The sequence below is a fragment of the Enterobacter sp. 200527-13 genome, assembly GCF_027924865.1.
Classification (GTDB): Bacteria; Pseudomonadota; Gammaproteobacteria; order Enterobacterales; family Enterobacteriaceae; genus Enterobacter; species Enterobacter ludwigii.
Map to the genome: position 1 here is coordinate 132,430 of NZ_BSCM01000006.1, position 15,742 is coordinate 148,171.

Genomic DNA, 15,742 nt, shown 5'->3' on the forward strand with positions numbered 1-15,742 from the left:
AATGCGGATGTAAATGAGCGGAGATTAACGGGAGTGTGGCGAAATGTTTCTGGATATCAGCCCAACCCTCTCCCGGCGGAAGAGGGTCGAACATCAAGCGTTACTGACTGAACGGCGACGCGGCAGGCACGCGCGCCTGTGACACCGCCAGCCCCAGTTGCCATACGGCCATCGCATAGTGGGTGCTGTGGTTATAGCGGGTGATGGTGTAGAAGTTAGGCAGCCCGTACCAGTACTGATAACCCGTACCGACATCCAGACGCAGCAGGCTCGCCTGTTGCGTATTTCCCAGCGGCTGCGTTGGCGTTAAGCCTGCAGCGGCCAGCTGCGAAACGCTGTAGTTGGTTTTAAAGCCGTTCTCAAGCCCTGGTGCCTGGCCGTTAGCCTGCACCGCCACCTGACCGCCCGGCACCCAGCCGTGCGCTTTAAAGTAGTTCGCCACGCTGCCGATGGCATCCACCGGATCCCACAGGTTAATGTGGCCATCTCCGTTAAAGTCGACGGCATATTGCTTATAGGAGGACGGCATAAACTGGCCGTAGCCCATCGCACCGGCAAACGAGCCTTTGAGATCTAACGGGTCATCTTGTTCATTGCGCGCCATCAGCAGGAAGGTTTCCAGCTCAGACGAGAAATATTCAGCGCGACGCGGGTAGTTAAAGGAGAGCGTCGCCAGCGCATCGAGGATACGGGTTTTGCCCATCACGCGGCCCCAGCGGGTTTCCACGCCGATAATCCCGACGATGATTTCAGGCGGTACGCCATACACCTGCCACGCACGGTTCAGCGCATCTTCATATTGGTTCCAGAAGACCACGCCATTTTGCACGTTATCCGGCGTAATAAACTGTTTGCGATAACGCAGCCATGCGCCATTTGGCCCGGTCGGTACCTGAGCCGTCGGTGCCTGGCGATCCATCAAACGCAGAACATAATCCAGTCGCTTCGCCTGCGACAGAATTTCATGCAGTTGCTGGCGGTCAAAACCGTGTTTGCTCACCATTTTATCGATGAACTGCTCGGCCGCCGGATTATTCGCAAAGTCGCCGCCCATCTGCATCATATTATGCTGCGGCTCCAGCAGGAATCCTCCGGAAGGCGCGCCAGCCGTTTGCTGCACGGCTTCGGTCTTGGGTTTGCTACTACAGGCAGACAGCAGAATAAGCGCAGGTAACAACGCTGCATAACGACGCTTGAACATGTGACATCCATTTAACGGGTTCGATAAGAACCCAGTATGGTAAAGCATCCGCAACACCTCAAGGAAGTGGTACGCACCTCCCCCACCAAATCTTTACGCTCCCCATCGCAAATCTGTGCGATTTTCGTCCACCCAAGACTCCCGCCGGCAATTAACTTTCAAAATAATCCATTTTTCTTTCATTGTGAGATCTAATTAACACTTTAAAACCTTTCAAAGTGATTATTATTAGCCTCGGTTATACAAAAACAAAAAAGCCCCACAGGAGAGAAGAATGATAGAAACCATCACCCACGGCGCCGAGTGGTTCATCGGGCTGTTTCAGAAAGGCGGAGAAGTGTTCACCGGCATGGTGACCGGGATCCTGCCCCTGCTGATTAGCCTGCTGGTCATCATGAACGCGCTGATTAACTTTATCGGCCAGCAACGCATTGAACGTTTTGCCCAGCGCTGCGCCGGCAATCCGCTGTCCCGTTACCTGGTTCTGCCCTTCATCGGTACGTTTGTTTTTTGCAACCCGATGACGCTGAGCCTCGGCCGCTTTATGCCTGAAAAGTACAAACCCAGCTATTACGCCGCAGCCTCCTACAGCTGCCACTCCATGAATGGCCTGTTCCCGCATATCAACCCCGGCGAGCTGTTTGTCTATCTGGGCATTGCCAGCGGCCTGACCACGCTTGGCCTGCCGCTCGGTCCGCTGGCGGTGAGTTATCTGCTGGTCGGTCTGGTCACCAACTTTTTCCGCGGCTGGGTCACGGACCTCACCACCGCCATTTTCGAGAAGAAAATGGGTATCCAGCTTGAACAGAAAGTCCATCTTTCAGGAGCCGCAGCATGAGCCGTATTCGCATTGAAAAAGGAACGGGCGGCTGGGGCGGCCCACTGGAATTCGACGCCACTGAAGGCAAAAAAATCGTCTATATCACCGCAGGCACACGTCCGGCCATTGTCGACAAACTGCGTGAGCTGACCGGCTGGGAAGCGGTCGACGGCTTCAAAGAGGGCGAACCGCCTGAAGCGGAAATTGGCGTGGCGGTGATTGACTGCGGCGGCACGCTGCGCTGCGGCATCTACCCCAAGCGGCGTATTCCTACCGTGAATATCCATTCCACCGGTAAATCAGGTCCGCTGGCGCAGTACATCCTGGAGGACATTTATGTCTCAGGCGTGAAGGAGGAAAACATTCACCTGGCACAGGGGTCTGCTGCCCCTCAGAAAGCGGCCCCGCGTGATTACGACACGAGTAAAAAAATCACCGAACAGAGTGACGGCCTGCTGGCAAAAGTCGGAATGGGGATGGGCTCTGCCGTGGCCGTGCTGTTCCAGTCCGGGCGCGACACCATCGACACGGTGCTGAAAACCATTCTGCCGTTTATGGCATTCGTTTCGGCGCTGATCGGCATCATCATGGCCTCGGGTCTTGGCGACTGGATTGCCCATGGCCTCGCCCCGCTGGCGAGCCACCCGCTCGGGCTGGTGACGCTGGCGCTGATCTGCTCCTTCCCGCTGCTGTCGCCGTTTCTCGGCCCAGGCGCGGTCATTGCGCAGGTTATCGGCGTGCTGATTGGCGTGCAGATTGGCCTTGGCAACATTCCCCCGCATCTGGCTCTGCCCGCCCTGTTTGCCATTAACGCCCAGGCAGCGTGTGATTTCATTCCTGTCGGGCTGTCGCTGGCAGAAGCGCGCCAGGACACCGTGCGCGTTGGCGTGCCGTCTGTACTGGTCAGCCGTTTCCTGACCGGCGCACCGACGGTGCTGATTGCCTGGTTTGTCTCCGGCTTTATTTACCAATAAGAGGTTCCTGTGATGACCGTAATTTACCAGACCACCATCACCCGCATTGGCCAGAGCGCGGCCGATGCGCTCAGCGACAAGATGCTGATTACCTTCCGCGAAGGTGCGCCCGCGGATATCGAAGAGTTTTGCTTTATCCACTGTCACGGCGAGATGAACGGCGAGCTGAAGGCCGGGAGCCAGCTGGAGTTGGGCGACTCGCGCTACGCCGTGACCGCCGTCGGCGACGTGGCCGGACAAAACCTGCGGGAGCTCGGCCATATCACTTTGCGTTTTGATGGCCAGCCGCAGGCGGAATATCCCGGTACGGTTCATGTGGATGGCCCGGTTCCGCAGGCTGTCACCCCAGGCTGCACGTTGAAGTTTGTTGCGTAATTTAAGGAGAAAGATATGAGTCAGGTTGCCGTTGTCATTGGTGGGGGACAAACCTTAGGCGAGTTCCTCTGCCGTGGGCTTGCTGCAGAGGGTTACCGCGTGGCGGTAGTGGATATTCAGAGTGAAAAAGCCGCACGCGTGGCGGACACCATCAACACCGAATTGGGTGAAGGGATGGCCTACGGATTTGGTGCTGATGCCACCAGCGAGCAGAGCGTGATGGCGCTGGCCCGCGGCGTGGACGAGATTTTTGGCCGTACCGACCTGCTGGTATACAGCGCAGGGATAGCCAAAGCGGCCTTTATCAGCGATTTCGAACTGGGGGACTTCGACCGCTCCCTGCAGGTTAACCTGGTGGGCTATTTCCTCTGCGCACGCGAGTTTTCCCGTCTGATGATCCGCGATGGCATTCAGGGGCGCATCATCCAGATCAACTCGAAATCGGGCAAAGTGGGCAGCAAACACAACTCCGGTTACAGCGCGGCGAAATTTGGCGGCGTAGGGCTGACGCAATCTCTGGCCCTCGATCTGGCCGAATATGGCATTACCGTTCACTCGCTGATGCTGGGCAACCTGCTGAAATCGCCGATGTTCCAGTCCCTGCTGCCGCAATATGCCACCAAGCTCGGGCTGAAAGAGGAGGAAGTGGAGCAGTATTACATCGACAAAGTGCCGCTGAAGCGCGGCTGCGATTATCAGGACGTGCTGAACATGCTGCTGTTTTATGCCAGCCCCCAAGCCTCTTACTGCACCGGGCAGTCCATTAATGTCACCGGCGGGCAGGTGATGTTCTGATCGAACACGCTGATGCCCGTATCCCCCTCTCCTTCGGGAGAGGGAACAACAAGGAGCTCGTATGGTTACCGCACTCATTACCGTTGCCGCCATCGCCTGGATGTGCCAGCTGATCTTTGGCGGCTGGCAAATCCGCCAGTTTAACCGCGCGTTTGATGCCCTGTGTCAGAAAGGGCGCGTGGGCGTCGGGCGTTCCGGCGGGCGTTTCAAACCGCGCGTGGTGGTTGCCATTGCGCTGGACGAACACAATACGGTCTGCGATTCCCTCATCATGCGCGGGATGACCGTTTTTGCCCGCCCGGCGAAAATCCAGGCGATTAACGGGATATCGCTGCAGGAATTACAACCCGATGTGATCTTTCCCCATGATTCGCTCTGTCAGAATGCTCTATCATTAGCGCTTAATCTGAAACATGGATAATTTCGTTGTGAACGCGATAAGCTTGCGAAATTATCATTTCGCAACCTAAGGAATTGAGCGCCTATGAAACCACGTCAGCGTCAGGCGGCCATTCTGGAGCATCTGCAAAAGCAGGGAAAATGCTCGGTAGAAGAACTGGCCCACTACTTTGACACCACCGGCACGACAATACGAAAGGATCTGGTATTGCTCGAAAACTCTGGTGCAGTCATCCGAACCTACGGCGGCGTGATGCTCAACAAAGATGAAGCCGACCCGCCTATCGATCACAAAACGCTGATCAATACTCACCAGAAAGCGCTGATTGCCGAGGCCGCCGTAAAATTTATCCATGATGGCGACTCCATTATCCTTGATGCAGGCAGCACCGTGCTGCAGATGATCCCGATGCTCAGCCGCTTTAACAACATCACGGTGATGACCAACAGTCTGCACATCGTCAACGCCCTGTCGGAGTTCGACAGCGAGCAAACCATTCTGATGCCCGGCGGGACGTTCCGTAAAAAATCTGCGTCGTTTCACGGTCAACTGGCGGAAAACGCCTTTGAACACTTCAGCTTTGATAAACTCTTTATGGGCACGGACGGTATCGATTTGAACGCCGGCGTGACGACCTTTAACGAGGTGTTCAGCGTCAGCAAAGCGATGTGCAACGCCGCGCGCGAAGTGATTTTGATGGCAGACTCGTCGAAGTTTGGCCGTAAAAGTCCCAACATTGTCTGCAGCCTTGAAAGCGTCGATAAGCTCATTACCGACGCAGGTATCGACCCGGCGTTCAAAAAAGCGCTGGAAGAGAAAGGGATCGACGTGATTGTAACCGGAGAGAGAGATGAGTGATTTTCTGTTAAACGCAGGCCGCCAGACCCTGATGCTGGAGCTGCAGGAAGCCAGCCGCCTGCCGGAACGTCTGGGCGAGGATTTTGTGCGCGCGGCAAACACCATTATCCAGTGCGAAGGTAAAGTGGTGGTCTCCGGGATCGGCAAGTCCGGTCATATCGGCAAAAAGATTGCTGCTACGCTTGCCAGCACCGGCACACCGGCGTTCTTCGTGCATCCGGCCGAAGCGCTGCACGGCGATCTGGGGATGATTGAAAGCCGCGACGTGATGCTGTTTATCTCCTACTCCGGCTCGGCCAAAGAGCTGGATCTCATCATCCCGCGTCTGCAGGAAAAATCGGTCGCGCTGCTGGCGATGACCGGTAAATCCCGCTCACCGCTGGCACTGGCGGCCAAGGCCACGCTTGATATCTCCGTTGAGCGCGAAGCCTGCCCGATGCACCTCGCCCCCACCTCCAGCACCGTGAATACGCTGATGATGGGCGACGCGCTGGCAATGGCGGTAATGCAGGCACGCGGCTTTAACGAAGAAGATTTTGCCCGCTCGCACCCGGCGGGTGCGCTCGGAGCGCGACTGCTCAATAAAGTTCATCATCTGATGCGGACCGACGAGGCCATTCCGCAGGTCAAACTCAACACCAGCGTAATGGATGCGATGCTGGAACTGAGCCGCACCGGGCTGGGTCTGGTAGCGGTGTGCGATGAAACCGGTAGCGTTAAAGGCGTGTTTACCGACGGCGACCTGCGCCGCTGGCTGGTGGGCGGCGGCAAGCTGGAATCCCAGGTTTCGGAAGCGATGACCCGGGGCGGGTTGACCCTGAACGCCGAGAGCCGCGCCATCGAAGCCAAAGAGGTGCTGATGAAACGCAAAATCACCGCCGCGCCGGTGGTGGATGAGCACGGCAAGCTGTGCGGCGCCATCAACCTGCAGGATTTCTACCAGGCCGGGATTATTTAACCTTTGAGTCCCAGACGTTTCGCCAGCCGGTGCAGGTTGGCGACGTCCATTTCCAGCGCCCGCGCACACGCCGCCCAGCTGCGGTTATTCTGCTCCAGCGCGCGGGCGATAGCCTGACGCTGAAATGCTTCTGTTGCTTCCCGCAGGTTCTCATGGGCCATTTCCGGCGCGGCAGGCGTAACGAACGAAGCGGTGTCATCGTGCAATGCGAAATGCCGCGCGTGGATCACCACCTCATCTCCCGAACGTGTCGCCCGCGCCAGCACCACGGCGCGGTGAATCGCATGTTCCAGTTCGCGTACGTTACCCGGCCAGCCGTAGCGCATCAGATGGGCTCGCGCGCCGGGGCTTAATACCACGCGGGAAAGGCCCATTCGTAACCGACATTGCTCGCAGAAAAACCCCGCAAGCAGCACCACATCGTCACCGCGCTCGCGTAGCGGCGGCACGGTAAGCGGAAACACGCTCAGACGATGGTACAGGTCAGCGCGGAAATTCCCGGCCAACACCTCTTCGCGCAGGTCACGGTTGGTTGCCGCCAGCACACGCACGTTGACTCTCAGGCTGCGATCGTCGCCGACGCGCTGAATATCACCGTACTGCAGGACGCGCAGCAGTTTGGCCTGAAGCGACAGCGACAGTTCGCCAATTTCATCGAGGAACAACGTGCCGTTATCCGCCATTTCGAATTTGCCGCTGCGGTTGCTGATCGCCCCGGTAAACGCCCCTTTGACGTGACCAAACAGCTCACTTTCAGCCACGCTTTCCGGCAGCGCGGCGCAGTTGAGGTACACCAGCGGGTTGACCGCGCGCGGCGAGGCTTCGTGGATGCCCTTCGCCACCAGCTCTTTACCGGTGCCGGTTTCCCCGAAAATCAGCACGTTTAAATCCGAGGCCGCCACGATATCGATCTCTTTTTTTAGCTGCACCATCCCCGGTGACAGCCCAATCATCTCCGTGTGTGCCACCGGTTCAAACGCCGACGGGCTGCCGGGAAGGATGTTCTGGCTCTCCAGCTGTTCGATCAGCAGCGCGTTATTCAGCGCACCGGCGGCCAGCGCGGCAATCAGCCGCAGCTCTTCATCGCTAAAGGTGTCGAACTGATCCGGCGACAGGCCGTCGAGGGTTAATGCCCCAATCAGGTTTTGTCCGGCAAACAGCGGCAGACCGATACAGGCATGGACTTTCAGGCTCTCCTGCCCCGGGATCAGCCCGTCGTAAGGGTCGGGCAAATCACTGTCCGCCGGAAAGCGCACCACGTCACCGGCCCGGGCGATGGTTTCAAGACGCGGATGGCCTTCCAGGGAGAAGCGTCTCCCAAGAACGTCCTGCGCCAGCCCGTCGATAGCCAGCGGAATAAACTGCCGGGCGTCGTAGCGCAGCAGCGCCGACGCATCGCACGCCAGCACCTGGCGCAGCGTCGAAATCAGCCGCTGAAAACGGTCCTGATGACCGATACCGGTTTGCAGTTCAATGGCAATTTTTGCCAGTACGTCCACGGAAAAGCTCATCTGCGCCTCACTGTCATTTTGACCATTCATATTGTCACAATGACCATAAATCAGATAGTCATATTGACTACCCATTACGGATGATAAAATTAAAAAACCATAAAAAACAGCAACATGAAAAACTGGCACGCAACTTGATAAAGGCTAGACATCTTATTTGAAAAACGCCGTATTAATTGAGGTTGCTATGTCTATTCTGGTTAAAAATAACATTCATTGGGTTGGTCAACGTGACTGGGAAGTGCGTGACTTCCACGGAACGGAGTACAAAACGCTGCGCGGCAGCAGCTACAACAGCTATCTCATCCGTGAAGGCAAAAACGTGCTCATCGATACCGTCGATCACAAATTCAGCCGGGAGTTCGTGCAAAATCTGCGCAGTGAAATCGATCTTGCTGATATCGACTACATCATCATTAACCATGCGGAAGAGGATCATGCCGGGGCGCTGACCGAGTTAATGTCCTGCATTCCCGACACCCCGATTTACTGCACCACCAACGCCATCGACTCGATTAACGGCCATCACCACCACCCGGAGTGGAATTTCCACACCGTCAAAACCGGCGACACGCTGGATATCGGCAACGGCAAACAGCTGATCTTCGTTGAAACCCCGATGCTGCACTGGCCCGACAGTATGATGACCTACATGACCGGCGATGCGGTGCTGTTCAGCAACGATGCCTTCGGCCAGCACTATTGTGACGAGCGCCTGTTTAACGACGAAGTGGATCAAACTGAGCTATTCGAACAGTGTCAGCGCTACTACGCCAATATCCTGACGCCGTTCAGCCGTCTGGTGACGCCAAAAATCACCGAAATCCTCGGCTTTAACCTGCCCGTGGATATGATAGCCACCTCTCACGGCGTGGTGTGGCGCGAAAACCCCACCCAGATCGTGGAGCTGTACCTCAAATGGGCCGCGGATTATCAGGAAGACCGTATCACGCTTTTCTACGACACCATGTCTAATAACACCCGCATGATGGCGGACGCCATTGCGCAGGGTATTAACGAAGTCGATCCGAACGTGGCGGTGAAAATCTTCAACGTGGCGCGTAGCGATAAAAACGAGATCCTGACCAACGTCTTCCGCTCCAAGGGCGTGCTGGTGGGCACCTCCACGATGAACAACGTGATGATGCCGAAAATTGCGGGCCTTGTGGAAGAGATGACCGGCCTGCGCTTTCGTAATAAACGGGCCAGTGCATTTGGCTCCCACGGCTGGAGCGGCGGCGCAGTAGACCGGCTCTCCACGCGTTTGCAGGATGCCGGTTTTGAGATGTCCATGAGCCTGAAGGCGAAATGGCGCCCGGACATCGACGCGCTTGAATTGTGCCGCCAGCATGGCCGTGACATTGCGCGTCAGTGGGCGCTCGCGCCGCTCCCCGACATGAACGCCAAAAACCCCGCGCCGCAACAAGCCTGCGCCGCAGCGGTCGCTGACGTTGGCCCTCGCATGCAGTGCAGTGTCTGCCAGTGGGTTTACGACCCGGCACAGGGCGAGCCGCTGCAGGATGTTGCCCCCGGTACACCCTGGTGCGACGTGCCGGACAATTTCCTCTGCCCGGAATGTTCCCTGGGAAAAGAGGTCTTTGACGAACTGGCGACGGAGGCACAATGAACCACGGCATCGTTATCATCGGCTCGGGCTTTGCCGCCCGCCAGCTGGTGAAAAACATTCGCAAACAAGATGCCAGCGTGCCGTTGACGCTCATTGCCGCCGACAGCATGGACGAGTACAACAAGCCTGATTTAAGCCACGTTATCAGCCAGAATCAGCGAGCCGAAGACCTCACCCGCCAGACCGCGGGGGCGTTCGCGGAACAGTTTAGTCTGCGGTTATTTCCGCACACCTGGATAACCGATATCGATGCCGCCGCCCATGTGGTGAAAGCAAAAGACAAAACCTGGCAATACGACAAACTGGTGCTGGCGACAGGGGCGTCTGCTTTTGTCCCGCCGGTGGAAGGCCGGGAACTGATGATCACCCTCAACAGCCAGCAGGCATATCAGGCCAGTGAAACCCTGCTGCGTGACGCGAAGCGGGTGATGATTGTCGGCGCAGGGTTGATTGGCACAGAGCTGGCGATGGATTTTAGCCGGGCGGGTAAATCCGTCACCCTGGTCGACCATGCGGCAAGCATTTTGTCGGCGCTGATGCCCGCAGAAGTAAGTAGTCGCTTACAGCATCGTCTGACCGATATGGGCGTACATCTGCTGCTGAAATCCCAGTTGCAAAGCCTGAAGAAAACCGGGAGTGGGATTCATGCAACGCTCGACCGCAGCCGCAGCGTTGAGGTGGATGCGGTGGTTGCCGCCACGGGCCTGCGTCCGGAAACGGCGCTGGCGCATCGTGCCGGCGCGGAAACAGGTCGTGGCGTGAAGGTAGACAGCTACCTGCAAACCACGCAGCCCGATATTTACGCCCTGGGTGACTGCGCTGAAATTAACGGACAGGTCCTGCCCTTCCTGCAGCCCATTCAACTGAGCGCCATGTACCTCGCGAAAAACCTGTCTGGCGGCAGTGCGCCACTGAAATTACCCGCCATGCTGGTAAAAGTAAAAACGCCAGCGCTCCCGCTACACCTGGCAGGCGAAACCGAGCGTCCGGACCTGCACTGGCAACTCACCATTGAACCTCAGGGAATGGTGGCTCGTGGGTGCGACAGCGAAGGACAGATGCGCGCCTTTGTGGTGAGCGAAGACCGGATGAAAGAGGCTTTCGCTCTGCTGAAATCATTACCCGCTTAACGCTGATTCGCCTGCCACGCTAACGTAACCTTTGGATTTTATGGTCCACAGCCCCGATGTCCCGGGGCTTTTTTTTCAACGTCGTTTAGCCAGATAACGACAATGATGTTCAGACGCCGCGTCAGGAACGCACGACAAGCGCATCGTAGCCGCGCCAGCGATAGTTGATCATGGAAATCAGCCAGCAGGCAACGAACAGCCCGACCACCACGAACCCGGCGTTACCGAGGTTGTCATTAACTGCGCCAATGCGATCCCAGAGGCCTCCGCTGAGGGCAAATTTATCCATCAACAGACCCAGAGCTTCCAGCCCGCCGATAAACAGCGCCACCACCACGGAGGTGCCTGTGATGGTCATGTTGTAGTAAAGCTTGCGCTGCGGCTTGTTAAACGCCCAGCCGTAAGCGCCGACCATCAGCAGATTGTCGAGGGTATCGACCAGCGCCATACCGCTGGCAAACAGCGCCGGGAAGATCATGATGGACCAGACTGACATCCCGTTTGACGCGCTGGCGGCTGAAATCCCAAGCACACCGATTTCCGTCGCGGTATCAAACCCCAGACCAAACAGGAAACCGACCAGGTACATTTGCCAGCTCTTGTTCACCAGGCGGAACGTTGCGCCAAACAGCCAGTTCATGACTCCGCCTGATGCCGGAAGCGTGATGTCGTCACGCGTGACCTGACCGTTCTTCAGCGCCTGAAAATTACGCCACACGCCGCGCAAAATCACCAGATTGACCAGCGCCATCGCCAGCAGAAACGTTGCAGAAACGGCGGTGCCAATCAGGCTGCCGGTTTCATGAAACCATGCCATATTCTTCTGAAACGCCGTGGCGGTGGCCGCAATGGCAATGGAGGCCAGCACCACAATGGTGGAGTGTCCCAGAGAGAACCATGCCCCCACGCCGGAAGGGCGTTTACCCTGCTGCATCATCTTACGCGTGACGGTATCAATGGCCGCGATGTGGTCGGCATCCACCGCATGACGGAGTCCATAACACCAGGCCAGCAGGCTGGCGGCCATCAGCGCCGTACTGCCGCTGAAGGTTTGCCATGCCCAGCCCCATGCCAGAAGATTTGCCATTACCAGAGCCAGCAGCAGAAACGCCGCGCGGGGTTCATTGCGTAAGAGTCGTAACATTTTACATCCTTTGTGAACATGACCGGGCGGCAGCAACTACCGCCTGCCCGAAGGAGATAGCGCCGTCACCTGACGGCAGATGATGAGGAAAAAGCAGCGTGAAGTCTGAGAGGTAATGGCGCAGTCGCGCGCGCAGCAGACGGTTATGTAACACGCCGCCGCTGAAGCATACGGTGGAAAGCCCCAGTCGCCGGGCATGGGAGGTGACAAGCTCCGCCAGCCCTTTCGCCAGCGCATCGTGAAACGCCCATGCCCGCTCGCAGGGTTCCGCCTGCCAGTTCAGCCACTGTTGCCAGAAGCGCGTAAGGTTTTCGGCCTGAAGCGTAACCGGGTGTTGAACGTTGTGGCACTGCGCGGCCAGCGCTTCAAGCCGGCAGGCGGCCTCACCTTCGTAGCTCTGGGTTTCTGACGTGATGCCGAGCGCGCAGGCCACCGCGTCGAACAGACGGCCGCAGGATGAGGCCAGCGGCGCGTTTAAACCGCGCTGAATGGCCGTAGCCAGCAGCGGCCAGTTTTGCCGCTGAACGTCACGCGTTTCCGGGTACTGCTGCCAGTCCGGCACAAACGCCAGGCAGTGGGCAAGTAAATTGCGCCACGGCTGCATGGCAGCCCTGTCCCCGCCCGGCAGCGCAACCGCAGGCAGACCGCCCAGACGTTCGCAGTCGAGATAGTTTACCCGCAGGCACTCTCCGCCCCACAGCGCGCCGTTTTCGCCCATGCCGATCCCATCCAGCGTCAGGGCAATGACATCTCCGCCCTCAAGCGGCCAGCCGTTTTCTGCCATGCATGCCGCCGCGTGAGCGTGGTGGTGAAGCACGGTGTCGATCGGCAAAGCCTGGGCTTGCGCCCACTGTCGGGCGTGATAGCCCGGATGGGCGTCGCATACCACGCGCTGCGGCTGAAACGCATAGATCTGCTGCATCATCGACAGCGCCGAACGCCACTGGGCCTCGACACCGTCGTCACTCAGATCGCCAAAGTGCTGACTCAGTACCGCCTGGTTACCGCGCACCAGACAGAAGGTATTTTTCATATCAGCACCGGTGCACACCATCGCCGGGACAGCGCTGAAACCGGCGGGCAGCGTGATGGCATCCGGCACAAAACCGCGCGCGCGGCGCAGCATCATACCGTCCTGATCCACCACGGAATCATCCATACGCTGCAGGATGTCGCGGTTGTGCAGCAGGAATCCGTCAGCGATGTCGCCCAGTTCATCCAGTGCCTGCTGGCAGGTGATGGCCGGCGGACGCCCGCTGAGGTTGCCGGAGGTCATCACCAGTGCGCGCTGACAGTCCATCATCAGCACATGCTGTAGCGGGTTAGCGGGCAGCATCAGTCCAACGGTGTCCAGCCCTGGCGCGATCGCGTCAGGAAGCGGAGGACACCATGCTTTTGGCGTGAGCACGATGGGCGCTGCAGGCGAGCGCAGCAGCGTTTGCACTGATTCCGGCAGTCCCTCCGCCTGCGGGATCATGACCGCCAGTGGCTTCATCGGGCGCTGTTTGCGCGCCCGCAGGGTTGCCACCGCCTGCGCGTTGGATGCGTCACAGGCAAGGTGAAAACCGCCCAGCCCTTTGATGGCGACAATCCCGCCATTTTTGAGCATGTGGACCGCCGCACTCAGCGCAGACTCGCGGGTGGCAACGGTCTCGCCCGCGCGCCATTCCAGCTCGGGTCCGCAATCCGGACAGGCTACCGGCTGCGCGTGAAAACGGCGGTCAGCGGGATTGCGGTACTCGGTTTCACACGGCTCACAGAGGGGAAAAGCCGCCATTGACGTGGCCGGGCGGTCATAGGGCATGGCGCGGATGATGGTAAAACGGGGACCGCAATGGGTACAGTTGATAAACGGATAGCGATAACGCCGCGCTCGGGGATCGCGCATTTCAGCCAGGCACGCCGGGCAGGTAGCGGCATCCGGCACAATCTGGGTGTCCATCGCTCCGCCCGCGCTATGGCGAATGGTGAACGCCTGCGGCACCGTTGCCCAGGTGAACGGCTGGCTGTCGACAGCATCGATACGTGCCAGCGGTGGGCAGTCCTGATGCAGCCTCGCGGTAAAGGCCCCCCCATTACCCGCGAGACGCACCAGCACGCCCTCTCCGTCATTACAAACGTCACCCGTCAGCTGTAGCTGATGCGCCAGCTGCCAGACGAAGGGACGAAACCCTACCCCCTGCACCTTGCCGCGCACCCGCAACTGTACGCCGTTATCGCCCATCGCGACTTAAAACAGCAGTGACGATGACGTGTCGAACGCGGCACGACGGCGTTTTTCCGCGCTCATCTGCTCAAGCTTGTCGCGATCCACGCAGACCAGGGCGTGCGTCGGGCAGGCTTCCATACAGGCCGGGCCGGCGTCACGGTGGTAGCAGAGGTCGCATTTATTGGCTTCCGCTTTTTCCGCGCGCACGCTCAGCCCCAAGCCGCTGTTGCGCACAACCGGACGCACCACGACTTCCATCGCACCGTACGGGCAGGCAACCACACAGGTTTTGCAGCCGATGCAGCGCTCCTGCATCACATGCACGAATCCTTTCTCACGTTTGATGGCCACGTTTGGGCAGACGTTAGCGCACGGCGCATCCTCACACTGGCGACAAATAGCGGCCGTGGAGATATTCACGCCTTTAATGACGTGGATCCGCGGTAAAAAGGTATCAGGGGTGAGCGACGCGCAATCCTGCTCCGCCTGATGGGAAACCACACACGCCACTTCACAGGTACGGCAGCCAATGCATTTACTGGCATCGGCCATAATAAAACGGTTCATCTGCTTCTCCAGCATTACAGTCCTGCGCGGAGATATACATAAACCGTGCCAATTATTAACCTGTTGATTTTATGCAGTTTATAAAATGACAGCAGGGCTGTCATCGTCACTTCTGACGATGACAGCTGTCGACATCAGCGGTGAGGCCCCTCAATAACCGAGTCACGCAGGATAAGCTCGCCGGAGAAGGTTTGCAGGTACTTAAACTCACCGCCATCCAGCAGGAAGATCAGGCGGCTAATGGTCTCTTTGATCATCTCCGTCACCGGAATGCGCACGCTGGAGAGCGAGGGGACGATGTAGGGGGCGATGGCCACATCGTCAAAGCCAATCACCGACACGGCATCCGGGGTGGCGATCCCGCACTCGTGCAACTGTTTCATGGCACCAATCGCCATATCGTCATTACTCGCCACCAGCGCCGAAAAGGTTTCACCGCGCGAAAGCAGCTCAGACACCGCCGCCGCACCGCTGGCCGGGTTCCATTTCCCCTGCGCAATCAGCGACGGGCGCAGCGGGATCTGGTGCTGTGCCAGGGCGTCTTTGTAGCCCGAGAGACGCTCAACGCCCGTGGGGGAATCCAGCGAACCGGTGATAAACGCAATCTCCCGGTGCCCTTTCTGAATCAGCTGCGACACGGCGTCCTGGCAGGAGGCTTTATGATCTGACCAGACGCTGTGACTGCTGTTTTTTCGTAAGCGGCGATTGAGGACCATAATCGGCTGTTCGCATTTCTCAACGATGTCGTCCATCTCATCCACGCTCAGGAAACGCGGGTAAATGATCACCGCGTCACAGCGCATATCGAGCAAATACTGAATGGCCTCGCGCTCTTCATCCGCACTGTGCTTACCGTCCGCCAGGATCAGCTGCCGCCCTTTCTCTTCCGTCATACGGGCGGCGTGAAAGAGCAGTTCGCTAAAATAGACGCCGTGATAAAGGGTGTTGGTGACCACCAGACCCAGCGTCTGGGTACGTTTGGTCGCCAGATTTCGTGCCAGCAAATTCGGGCGATAGCCGCTCTCTTCAATCGCCTGAAACACCCGGTCTTTGGTCTCCTGGCTGACGTAGCCATTGCCCGACAATACCCTGGAAACCGTCGCTTTCGAAACGCCTGCCCGCTTCGCGACTTCAAGCATCGTGGTCATCGTAATCTTCCGTTTGAAACTACCA

15 protein-coding genes are annotated in these 15,742 nt (G+C 58.1%); 9 read left to right on the forward strand and 6 right to left on the reverse strand.

Going from position 1 to position 15,742, the window contains the following annotated elements:
- Nucleotides 1-100: 100 nt before the first annotated feature.
- Nucleotides 101-1,201, reverse strand: a complete 1,101-nt coding sequence (gene mltB, locus QMG44_RS18385) for a lytic murein transglycosylase B (protein WP_025203388.1) — start codon at nucleotides 1,199-1,201, stop codon at nucleotides 101-103.
- A 274-nt stretch (nucleotides 1,202-1,475) separates the two neighbouring features.
- Between mltB and srlA the strand changes: the two genes are divergently transcribed.
- From srlA to gutQ, 7 genes are all read left to right on the forward strand, one after another.
- Nucleotides 1,476-2,039: a PTS glucitol/sorbitol transporter subunit IIC gene (gene srlA, locus QMG44_RS18390; protein ID WP_014171343.1), complete on the forward strand. Its 564-nt coding sequence runs from the start codon at nucleotides 1,476-1,478 to the stop codon at nucleotides 2,037-2,039.
- Nucleotides 2,036-2,995 carry a PTS glucitol/sorbitol transporter subunit IIB gene (locus QMG44_RS18395; RefSeq protein ID WP_014171344.1) on the forward strand — a complete coding sequence of 320 codons (960 nt, stop codon included), beginning with the start codon at nucleotides 2,036-2,038 and terminating at the stop codon, nucleotides 2,993-2,995. The genes srlA and QMG44_RS18395 overlap by 4 nt, the downstream gene beginning before the upstream one ends.
- Nucleotides 2,996-3,007: 12 nt before the next feature.
- Entirely contained in the window at nucleotides 3,008-3,370 is a 363-nt protein-coding gene (gene srlB, locus QMG44_RS18400) for a PTS glucitol/sorbitol transporter subunit IIA (RefSeq protein ID WP_086532176.1), read from the forward strand.
- A gap of 15 nt (nucleotides 3,371-3,385) precedes the next feature.
- A complete protein-coding gene (srlD, locus tag QMG44_RS18405) occupies nucleotides 3,386-4,165 on the forward strand; it encodes a sorbitol-6-phosphate dehydrogenase (protein ID WP_063925523.1) in 780 nt (259 codons plus the stop codon).
- Between the two features lie 61 nt (nucleotides 4,166-4,226).
- The gene (gene gutM, locus QMG44_RS18410) at nucleotides 4,227-4,586 is read left to right on the forward strand and encodes a transcriptional regulator GutM (RefSeq protein ID WP_047366619.1); all 360 of its coding nucleotides are present in this window, start codon (nucleotides 4,227-4,229) and stop codon (nucleotides 4,584-4,586) included.
- 63 nt (nucleotides 4,587-4,649) lie between these two features.
- Nucleotides 4,650-5,423: a DNA-binding transcriptional repressor gene (locus tag QMG44_RS18415; RefSeq protein ID WP_014171348.1), complete on the forward strand. Its 774-nt coding sequence runs from the start codon at nucleotides 4,650-4,652 to the stop codon at nucleotides 5,421-5,423.
- Entirely contained in the window at nucleotides 5,416-6,381 is a 966-nt protein-coding gene (gene gutQ, locus QMG44_RS18420; protein WP_020883846.1) for an arabinose-5-phosphate isomerase GutQ, read from the forward strand. Before QMG44_RS18415 ends, gutQ begins: the two co-directional genes overlap by 8 nt.
- Here gutQ and norR read toward each other — a convergent pair.
- Complete coding sequence (norR, locus tag QMG44_RS18425) at nucleotides 6,378-7,892, reverse strand: nitric oxide reductase transcriptional regulator NorR (protein WP_047743812.1); 1,515 nt, start codon at nucleotides 7,890-7,892, stop codon at nucleotides 6,378-6,380. The two genes, gutQ and norR, sit on opposite strands and share 4 nt — an antisense overlap.
- A 187-nt stretch (nucleotides 7,893-8,079) precedes the next feature.
- Here norR and norV point away from each other — a divergent pair, with 187 nt between their 5' ends.
- Both norV and norW read left to right on the forward strand, forming a co-directional pair.
- Nucleotides 8,080-9,519, forward strand: coding sequence for an anaerobic nitric oxide reductase flavorubredoxin (gene norV / locus QMG44_RS18430; RefSeq protein ID WP_086532175.1), 1,440 nt, complete (start codon nucleotides 8,080-8,082; stop codon nucleotides 9,517-9,519).
- Nucleotides 9,516-10,649, forward strand: a complete 1,134-nt coding sequence (norW, locus tag QMG44_RS18435; protein ID WP_086532174.1) for an NADH:flavorubredoxin reductase NorW — start codon at nucleotides 9,516-9,518, stop codon at nucleotides 10,647-10,649. The genes norV and norW overlap by 4 nt, the downstream gene beginning before the upstream one ends.
- Nucleotides 10,650-10,770: 121 nt before the next feature.
- Here norW and QMG44_RS18440 read toward each other — a convergent pair whose 3' ends face one another.
- From QMG44_RS18440 to QMG44_RS18455, 4 genes are all read right to left on the reverse strand, one after another.
- Nucleotides 10,771-11,793: a HoxN/HupN/NixA family nickel/cobalt transporter gene (locus tag QMG44_RS18440; RefSeq protein WP_040018923.1), complete on the reverse strand. Its 1,023-nt coding sequence runs from the start codon at nucleotides 11,791-11,793 to the stop codon at nucleotides 10,771-10,773.
- Between the two features lies 1 nt (nucleotide 11,794).
- Nucleotides 11,795-14,017, reverse strand: a complete 2,223-nt coding sequence (gene hypF / locus QMG44_RS18445) for a carbamoyltransferase HypF (protein ID WP_086532173.1) — start codon at nucleotides 14,015-14,017, stop codon at nucleotides 11,795-11,797.
- Nucleotides 14,018-14,023: 6 nt separating this feature from the next.
- Entirely contained in the window at nucleotides 14,024-14,569 is a 546-nt protein-coding gene (hydN, locus tag QMG44_RS18450) for an electron transport protein HydN (protein ID WP_086532913.1), read from the reverse strand.
- A gap of 134 nt (nucleotides 14,570-14,703) precedes the next feature.
- On the reverse strand, nucleotides 14,704-15,717 hold the full coding sequence (locus QMG44_RS18455) for a LacI family DNA-binding transcriptional regulator (protein ID WP_086532172.1): 1,014 nt from the start codon (nucleotides 15,715-15,717) through the stop codon (nucleotides 14,704-14,706).
- Between the last annotated feature and the right edge of the window lie 25 nt (nucleotides 15,718-15,742).

Coding starts and splice junctions, on each gene's coding strand:
- norV (WP_086532175.1), top strand. CDS start 8,080: ATGTCTATTCTGGTTAAAAATAACATTCATTGGGTTGGTCAACGTGAC.
- norR (WP_047743812.1), bottom strand. CDS start 7,892: ATGAGCTTTTCCGTGGACGTACTGGCAAAAATTGCCATTGAACTGCAA.
- hydN (WP_086532913.1), bottom strand. CDS start 14,569: ATGAACCGTTTTATTATGGCCGATGCCAGTAAATGCATTGGCTGCCGT.
- QMG44_RS18415 (WP_014171348.1), top strand. CDS start 4,650: ATGAAACCACGTCAGCGTCAGGCGGCCATTCTGGAGCATCTGCAAAAG.
- mltB (WP_025203388.1), bottom strand. CDS start 1,201: ATGTTCAAGCGTCGTTATGCAGCGTTGTTACCTGCGCTTATTCTGCTG.
- srlD (WP_063925523.1), top strand. CDS start 3,386: ATGAGTCAGGTTGCCGTTGTCATTGGTGGGGGACAAACCTTAGGCGAG.
- QMG44_RS18395 (WP_014171344.1), top strand. CDS start 2,036: ATGAGCCGTATTCGCATTGAAAAAGGAACGGGCGGCTGGGGCGGCCCA.
- QMG44_RS18440 (WP_040018923.1), bottom strand. CDS start 11,793: ATGTTACGACTCTTACGCAATGAACCCCGCGCGGCGTTTCTGCTGCTG.
- srlB (WP_086532176.1), top strand. CDS start 3,008: ATGACCGTAATTTACCAGACCACCATCACCCGCATTGGCCAGAGCGCG.
- norW (WP_086532174.1), top strand. CDS start 9,516: ATGAACCACGGCATCGTTATCATCGGCTCGGGCTTTGCCGCCCGCCAG.
- gutM (WP_047366619.1), top strand. CDS start 4,227: ATGGTTACCGCACTCATTACCGTTGCCGCCATCGCCTGGATGTGCCAG.
- hypF (WP_086532173.1), bottom strand. CDS start 14,017: ATGGGCGATAACGGCGTACAGTTGCGGGTGCGCGGCAAGGTGCAGGGG.
- gutQ (WP_020883846.1), top strand. CDS start 5,416: ATGAGTGATTTTCTGTTAAACGCAGGCCGCCAGACCCTGATGCTGGAG.
- QMG44_RS18455 (WP_086532172.1), bottom strand. CDS start 15,717: ATGACCACGATGCTTGAAGTCGCGAAGCGGGCAGGCGTTTCGAAAGCG.
- srlA (WP_014171343.1), top strand. CDS start 1,476: ATGATAGAAACCATCACCCACGGCGCCGAGTGGTTCATCGGGCTGTTT.